General features: G+C 57.0%; 4 protein-coding genes and 2 pseudogenes. 3 read left to right on the plus strand and 3 right to left on the minus strand.

The annotated features are described in order from the left end of the window. Nucleotides 1-249: 249 nt before the first annotated feature. Nucleotides 250-1,185 carry an NAD-dependent epimerase/dehydratase family protein gene (locus ACWUI7_RS13410; RefSeq protein ID WP_496642710.1) on the minus strand — a complete coding sequence of 312 codons (936 nt, stop codon included), beginning with the start codon at nt 1,183-1,185 and terminating at the stop codon, nt 250-252. A gap of 708 nt (nt 1,186-1,893) precedes the next feature. Here ACWUI7_RS13410 and ACWUI7_RS13415 point away from each other — a divergent pair. Both ACWUI7_RS13415 and ACWUI7_RS13420 read left to right on the plus strand, forming a co-directional pair. Then, a complete protein-coding gene (locus ACWUI7_RS13415) occupies nt 1,894-3,135 on the plus strand; it encodes a glycosyltransferase family 2 protein (protein ID WP_496642711.1) in 1,242 nt (413 codons plus the stop codon). A 445-nt stretch (nt 3,136-3,580) separates the two neighbouring features. Then, entirely contained in the window at nt 3,581-4,765 is a 1,185-nt protein-coding gene (locus ACWUI7_RS13420) for an orc1/cdc6 family replication initiation protein (RefSeq protein ID WP_496642712.1), read from the plus strand. Between the two features lie 140 nt (nt 4,766-4,905). Here ACWUI7_RS13420 and ACWUI7_RS13425 read toward each other — a convergent pair. After that, nucleotides 4,906-5,949, minus strand: a pseudogene (locus ACWUI7_RS13425) (orc1/cdc6 family replication initiation protein); the annotation flags it as partial. 886 nt (nt 5,950-6,835) lie between these two features. On the opposite strand from ACWUI7_RS13425, the gene ACWUI7_RS13430 reads away from it, so the two are divergent. Beyond that, the gene (locus ACWUI7_RS13430; protein ID WP_496642713.1) at nt 6,836-7,297 is read left to right on the plus strand and encodes a transcriptional regulator; all 462 of its coding nucleotides are present in this window, start codon (nt 6,836-6,838) and stop codon (nt 7,295-7,297) included. Nucleotides 7,298-7,370: 73 nt separating this feature from the next. Here ACWUI7_RS13430 and ACWUI7_RS13435 read toward each other — a convergent pair. Beyond that, nucleotides 7,371-7,637: pseudogene (locus ACWUI7_RS13435) on the minus strand (DUF6788 family protein); the annotation flags it as partial. Nucleotides 7,638-7,756: the final 119 nt, after the last annotated feature.

Here is a 7,756-nt window from a genome sequence, read left to right on the forward strand (position 1 = left end):
ATACAGACCAGAGTATCCTACGGTCGGCGTAGGAGAAAGTTGCCCCCGTGGGGGGTGGCGCTAATGCCAGACCCCCAACGCGAGGAATCCCACGGCTTCAGCCGTGTGGAGGATGTCAACGCTGTACGTACACGACTGCAGAGCCGACGCCGGACGATGTGCAGTCGGCGCTCCAGCCAGTACAGACACAGCTTGATGAATTGGGGTGAGTGGCCGGTCGCTTGGTGGTGTGGTGGAGCCGGTGGTGTGTTAGGGTGCGTCTGGTGTGTCGGTCTCAATGTATGGCGCACACACGTGTTCGACGCCGTCTTCGAAGTCGATCTGTGGCTCCCAGCCGGTTGCCTCGTGGAAGCTCGAGTAGTCGGCCATGGTGTCGTGGACGTAGCCGTCGAAGGGACACTCGATGTACACCGGGTCAATATTCGTGCCGAGTGCGTCGTTGATCATCGTGACCATCTCGTTGAAGCTGTAGGCCTCTTCGGTGCCGACGTTGTACACACCCGTGAGCTCGTGGTCGGCGGCGAGCTCGCAGGCGCGGGCGACGTCCGAAACATGCGTGAAGTCGCGCGTTTGTGAGCCGTCACCGAACAGCTCGGGGGCCTTGCCGTTCGCGATCGCGTCAGCGAACTGCGCGACCGTGTTCGCGTACTCGCCTTTGTGTTGTTCGTTGCCGCCGAAGCCCTGGTAGACGGAGAAAAAGCGGAGGCCGGCAACGTTCATGTTGTGGTGGTTCGCGTAGTACTCGGCGTAGCGCTCGCGGGCGAGTTTGGAGGCCTCGTAGGCCGTGTGGGCCTCCACGTCCATCTCGACGGGCGAGGGCTCAGTGCGGCTACCGTAGATGGAGGAGGTGGAGGCGTAGACGACGGTGTCACAGCCTGCTTTGCGGGCGCGTTCGACCGTGTTAATGAACCCCTCGACGTTGACGCGGCAACCGCGCTGGGGGTTCTCCTCGTGCATGTTTCGTGAGGAGAGCGCGGCAAGATGGAACACGACGTCAACGTCGACTGGGTAGTCGTCGGCGAGGACGGAGGTCTCATAGAAGTCGACCGCGTCGTCGAGGTTCTTGGGTGTGCCGAGGTAGGTGTCGTCGACGGCGATCACGTCGTTGTCGCCGGCGAGTCGGTTCGCGAGATTTGAGCCAATGAAGCCGGCACCACCCGTGACGAGGACGCGTTGGTTCTGCATGAGTAGTGTGACGAGGAGAGCGACAAAGGTGTGTTGATACGACAGGTCTCGGCGGTGGCTGTGCGGCTGCAGTGTTTTGGAGGAGAAGAACTCGTTTGGATCTTCTTAGAAACCTACACAACTCAACGTATTAATCAAGTTTCAATTACGCGTATACGGCTGTAACTGTCGATTAGTAATCCTGACGTAGAGATGTGTTTAGCTGAATTCATATCTCTACTGGCTGCTGTAGAGTGAGTGTGGTCTATCCGTACCAGTAGAAACTGTCTTAGCTGCCGGTGTTACCACCTGTCGATATTGCCAACTGCCAGTGGCACTGTCGGCCGTTGGAGCGATCCCGGATACGCGTCTGTACTGGACCGGTGCGTCTCCGTGTCTCAAGACACCGTGTTCTGGCGTGCAATATGAGTCGTTACTACCGGTGTTACTGCTCTTTGCGACATCGCGCACACTTGGCGGCTGCTAAGAGCCCGCGCTCGATTGGCCGGCCACACGCACACCGAAGGGGATCGATCGTATTACCCATTGACAGATAGCTCAGCGCCTGTCAATAAAACGTTTCTGCCGAGTGAGGTGATGACGACACTCGCGAGCTCCTGTCTGGGTCAGCTATGTAGTTCCACCAGTGTACGGGCGGCCACATTTTGGGTGGCGTCCGAAGATTAATTATCCACTACGGGTAGTATCAATCTAACAACCCCATCCCCCATGGAGACTCCAGCCACCACGCCAGCGGTAGCGACGTCAGCGTCTACTGACATACCCGATCCAGATCACGACGATGCGTCCACGCCGCAGTCGGCCGACGCCTTGTTGTGTGATCGAAATAGCGACCACACGCCTGTCCTCTCGGTGGTGGTGCCGACACTCAACGAGGAAGCCGGCATCGCCACCTGCATGGAGTGGATTCGTGAGGCGGTCGAAACACTCCAGGTGCCAACCGAGATTCTCGTGAGCGACAGTTCGACCGACCGCACCCCCGAGATCGCGCGTGAGTACGGCGCCATCGTCGTGACGCCTGACGAGCCAGGCTACGGCTACGCGTATCGGTACGCGTTCGAGCAGGCTCGTGGGGAGTATCTCGTGATGGGTGATGCAGACACCACCTACGACTTCCGGCAGATTCCCCGGTTGTTGAGCCACCTCGAGGAGACGGGCGCAGACATGGTGATGGGGAGTCGTCTAAACGGTGAGATTCGTGACGGGTCGATGCCAGCACTCCACAAATACGTGGGGAACCCTCTGTTGACCGCGTTTTTGAACGCGTTTTACGGCGCGGGGGTGAGTGACGCCCATAGCGGGTTCCGGGTGTTTACCCGCGAGGTGTTAGCGACGATTGCGCTCCAGACTGACGGGATGGAGTTTGCGAGTGAGCTGATCATGGAGGCGGGCGCGGCCGACTTACAGATCGAAGAGGTGCCGATCGTGTATCACGAACGCGTCGGCGAGGAGACCCTCGAGAGTTTCAGTGATGGCTGGCGACACGTCCGCTTTATGTTGGTGAACGCCCCGGGGTATTTGTTCTCGGTGCCGGGGCTGCTTGTCGGGTTGTTCGGGGTCGGCGTGATGGGTGGAGCTGGCGTGGGCTTTCCGGTCGAGGGGATCTCACTCGGGATCAACTCGATGATTGCGGGGAGTTTGTTGTTGATTCTCGGCACGCAGGTGGTGTTGATGGGTGTGCTCGCGACCGTGACCGGTGACCCAATTCAGGAACCAACCAATCGGTTTACTGCATTGGTCACCGAGCATGCAACACTTGAGCGGGGCGCGACACTCGGAGCGGGTGTGTTTGGCGTGGGGGCGGTGTACGCGGCCTGGTTGGTTGCTGGCTGGGTCGGGAGTGGGTTCGGGGCGGTGCCGTTTACTGGAGCCGCGCTTGGGTCGTTTACCGCGATCGTGATTGGCGCGCAGGTCGTGTTCTCGTCGTTCCTGTTGAGTTGCGTTGAGTAACTTCCTGTTGCGTTCTGTTTGTTGGGTGTCGGTTGGGTGTTTGGACGGTGACGCTGTTACATACCCCCACCCACTGGTTCCGTTGTTAACGCAGGCGGGGAGCGGGTAGGTGAGTAAATCGTCTTGTGACGCTACCACTGGAAGCAGTGGGGGGTCCTCACAACATGGTACGCTGTGATACCGATAGGACTCCCACCCCATCGCTTCCGCTGTTAGTAGCCATTGCTCAGGGAGATACGCTCACTCACACTCCATCGCTTCCGCTGTTAGCACAGCGCAACGAATCCATTGGCGGACCCAGTAGAGTGCACCAGCGAAACAGCTGGGTGCGAAACGGGGCGGTACGAACAGCGGAAGCGGTGGGGTCGAGAATATATAAATAACCACTAACAGCGGAATCAACGGAAAAGCTGGTTTTATATACAAGTAGATGGCTGTTGTTTGTATGAGCAACTTCTCGTTTACGCCGAACGATTCCATTTTCGAGAATCGGGAAGCACTCCTTGAACAATGGACCCCAGATAGTCTCGTCGGGCGTGACGAAGAGCTCACTCGGTACCATGCGGCCCTCCAGCCGGTCATCAACAACGAGACTCCCTCGAACGTCTTTCTCTACGGAAAGAGCGGCGTGGGAAAGACCGCAGCCACGCGCTACCTGCTCCGCACGCTCGAAGGAGACGCAACCGACGTGCCGGAACTCGAATTGACAACGATCGAAGTCAACTGCGACGGCCTGAACACGTCGTACCAGGTCGCCGTGAAGCTGGTCAACGAACTCCGTGAGCCGGGACGGCAGATCTCCAACACGGGGTATCCACAGGCGAGCGTGTACGAGTTCCTCTTCGACGAACTCGACGCGTGCGGGGGGACGGTGCTCATTGTCCTCGACGAAGTCGATCACATCGGCGATGATTCACTGCTCTACAAGCTCTCCCGTGCTCGATCGAACGGCGACATCACCGACGCGAAGCTCGGCGTTATCGGCATCTCGAACGACTTGGACTTCCGAACGCAGCTGTCCTCGAAGGTTCGGTCGTCGCTCTGTGAGAAAGAGGTCTCTTTCAGCGCGTACGATGCTGACGAACTTCGACTCGTGCTTGAACAGCGCAAACGAGTCGCTTTCCAAGACGGCATCCTCGAGGACGGGGTGATCGCGATGTGTGCGGCCTACGGGGCGAAAGACTCCGGTGACGCACGGAAAGCCTTGGACCTCCTCTTGGAGGCCGGTGACGTCGCACGTGAGAGTGGTTCCGATGTCGTGACCGAGTCGCACGTCCAGGAGGCGCGTGAGCGCGTGCAGACGGACCAGGTGGTCGAGGGGATACAGAACTACTCCCAGCACGGACAGCTCGTGTTGTACGCACTCACACGGCTCCACGAGCGCGGTGATACGCCGGTCCGGACGCGGGAAGTCGTCGAGACGTATCGAACTGTGGCTCACTCAGAAGGCGTGAGTCCGGTCTCGGAGCGGTCGGTGCGTGATTACTTGGGCGAGTTAGCGCAGTTGGGAATCACGGAGTCGACAGAACACAATCGGGGAAAAGACGGCGGCAAGTACAACGAGCATCAGCTGGCGCAGTCAGTTTCGGCGGTCCGAAGCGGATTAGCGACATTGTTAGAGCCCGCGTGAATCGGGCGTCCGTTGTGGGGTCTGGTGATAGTGGTGTCTCCTCCGTGCTAACAGCGGAAGCGGTGGGGTGGGTGTGTCGCTACTTGATTGAGATCGAGGGCCGGAACGTGGACGATGGCAACCCCGAAGATAGGGGCGAGAAGGGTACCCGTCAAGTACTGATACACTCGGTATCCGATCGGGCTTTTCGCTGCACCAGTTCCAGTCTCACGTGCCACGGCTGCAGTCGCGAACAGACAGAGCTTCTTTTGCGTACTAATCCCACGAGTCACCTCTAGTACGCGGTTCTTCTCGACCTTATCTTGGGCTTCTCGAACTTGCTCCTCACGGACTTTGTCTGCACCTGTTTTTTCTGCGATCGATCCCGCTGTTCGCATTAGGTCGATCGCCTTCCGTGCGTCCCCGTTGGTTTGAGCGGCGAATGCCGCTGCAAGTGGGATGACGTCGTCACTGAGTGCATCCTCGTGGAAGGCGTCCTCCCGAGCCCGAAGGATTTCCCGGAGCTGGTTGGCGTCGTAGTCACTGAAGTGAACATCTTCTGGGGTAAAGGAACTGAGAGCCCGGCTCCCCACACTCTCCATCATCTTCGTGTCGTTCGTGATCGCAGTCACGGACACCTGAGCCGTAATCTCGTCGGTGCTTCCAGCACGAGAGAGTTGATAGAGAAGGCGAGAGAAGGCTGGCTCGTCCTTATCCCGACGACCGACGAGCATGTCGAGTTCATCGAGAATGAATACGACTGTATCGTAGTGGTCGTTGATCAGACGGTAGAGTTCGCGCCATTTTTTCTTGTTTGGAACCCCGTGTTCCGGGACGTCGACAGTCGTTCCGATGTCGTTCGCCACCTTTCGCGCAAGTTCGTAGACAGCTGCGCCGAGGGTTCCCACGTTCTGGCAGTTCATTTGGATGACGCCGAACCGAATATCGCGGTTTTCGCAGAGTTCGACGATGTTCTGACAGACGGCGTTGATGATAAGAGATTTCCCGGTCCCAGAAGGACCATAGAGGAGAAGATTCGGCGGTCGTTCGTTACTTATTGCGACGCGGAGGTGTTGAGTAATATCGGTGAGCTGGGTGTCACGACCGACGATACGTTCTTCGTCGACGATCTCGTTCGGTTCAAGGAGTGACCGGTTCTTGATGAGACTCGCGGCTTCTTCCTGCTCGAGAATGAGATCTTTGATAGAATCCGTGGACTCGGGGGCCTCCTCGGGACCAGGATCCGTGGCATACCGGAACCCACTCTATCAGGATACTAAAAGATTCCCCTGTCGATTTCTTTTCTACCGGTATAACGTTCAGAACCAGGATATCAGAGGGTTACACCGTTTTCCTCCGCAACCTCCGACGATTTGTTAGGAACCCTTTGTCTCGACCGATCCAGGAGAACTCCCGAACACCCTCTCACCCCTATCGATTTGTTCTAACCACAAAGGAGGGGGTGGGGTGAGAGAATTCCCGAATGGACTAACGCTCCTTCTACGTCACGATTAGCACGGAATCGAAAGCTGCATACAACTTTCCTTTCTCTTCTTTCTAGTTCTAGTTACTAGCTAGCTAGTAGAACGCACCTCTATCGATTTGTTCTAACTACATTCCTTCACTCTATTTCCACACCGAATCGTGTACTTAAATACCAGTCGAGAAATCAGGGGACGGAGAGCGGGCTCAAGGAACTTATTGGTACCATAGCGAGGTGTCTTGTTATTCCGTCTGTTTCCCAAGCTACCTACTCTACACGCTCCCCTATCGATTTGTCTCATACATCTCCAGTATGCCGAATACAGTAGGAACCGAGTTAATAAAGACCGATCCTGCCAAAGGACCTCATCCCGATATGCTATATCTACGTGAGTTCCTCGTGATCAACTCTTCCCTCCCCACCCTTTCTCGCCAGAACAAATCGATAGGGGTGGGTGTGTGGTCCTGCCGACACGGTCACGATAGATGCAGCCGATCACGTCTATAGCCACCTCTTTACTCAATTTCGGCATTTTCGCTCTATTGGTTCGATACTGGTCTTCCGTGGACGACTTCCCGCTGAACAAATCGATAGAGGTGACCCTCCGCATGCAGGCGGTTTTGTTGAACAAGTCGATAGGGGCGCGTCTTCTGAACCTCTTAATTACCTCCGACCACACGCCCGGCGACCTAGAGTCCGTTCGGGAGCGGCTCAACGTCGTCACCCAGGAGACGCGCTTCTCGCTCCTCCAGGATATCCTCGGGCATCCATCGGAACTGCCGACACTGAAGGTACTCGACTACGTCAACCCGAGCAAGAGCCAGACGACGATTCGTCAGCACCTCCTGCCGCTCGTCAACGTCGGTATCGTCAAGGAGGTTCTCCTGCCGGAGGACCGTCGGCAGAACGACCTGCCGTACAAGTTCTACGGAATCAGTGAGAGTGGTCGGCAGTTCCTTGAGGAGCACAAGCTCCTCCGAGCGCAGGACACAGTCCGAGAGATCTACGACCGAGTGAAGAGGACCGACGACATCATACGCTACGAGACCGCTCCGCGACCCGAGGGCTGACCTCTCCCGTCTTCCACTTCGCAGACGGGGTGTCATCCCGAAAACAGGTTATCCGAACGGACTTCTATTTCCTCTACTCGTCGGGATTGACGGGACCTTTATATTTAGATCGAATTTTTTCTCCATCCCGCCACTGCCAGTAGTAGTAGCGGTTGTCGTTGATCTCCTTGATCGTGATCGTCGCTTTCGAGGGGACATTATCGGGAAGATCGTCGGGGCGTTCGTCGATTTCGTCTTCCTCGTCCGCTTCGGCAAGGCGATTTTCACGCTCACGGAATTCAGCGAGTTCCTCGGCATAGCGGGCAACGTCTCGGAGCAGCTCGGGTGAATAGTCGTTGAGTCAGGGTGTCATAGAACAGTTCACATACCAAAGAGCAGGGTGAACGCTGAGGTGGAATGAGTTCAGCGACCCTGCAGGATGATCCTTCGGTAGAATCGTTCTTCAATGTCGTGGAAACG

The sequence above is a fragment of the Halorubrum orientale genome, assembly GCF_059623105.1.

Excerpts from the sequence above, each read along its gene's own strand:
- ACWUI7_RS13415 (WP_496642711.1), top strand. The coding sequence starts at position 1,894 with ATGGAGACTCCAGCCACCACGCCAGCGGTAGCGACGTCAGCGTCTACT.
- ACWUI7_RS13410 (WP_496642710.1), bottom strand. The coding sequence starts at position 1,185 with ATGCAGAACCAACGCGTCCTCGTCACGGGTGGTGCCGGCTTCATTGGC.
- ACWUI7_RS13430 (WP_496642713.1), top strand. The coding sequence starts at position 6,836 with ATGCAGGCGGTTTTGTTGAACAAGTCGATAGGGGCGCGTCTTCTGAAC.
- ACWUI7_RS13420 (WP_496642712.1), top strand. The coding sequence starts at position 3,581 with ATGAGCAACTTCTCGTTTACGCCGAACGATTCCATTTTCGAGAATCGG.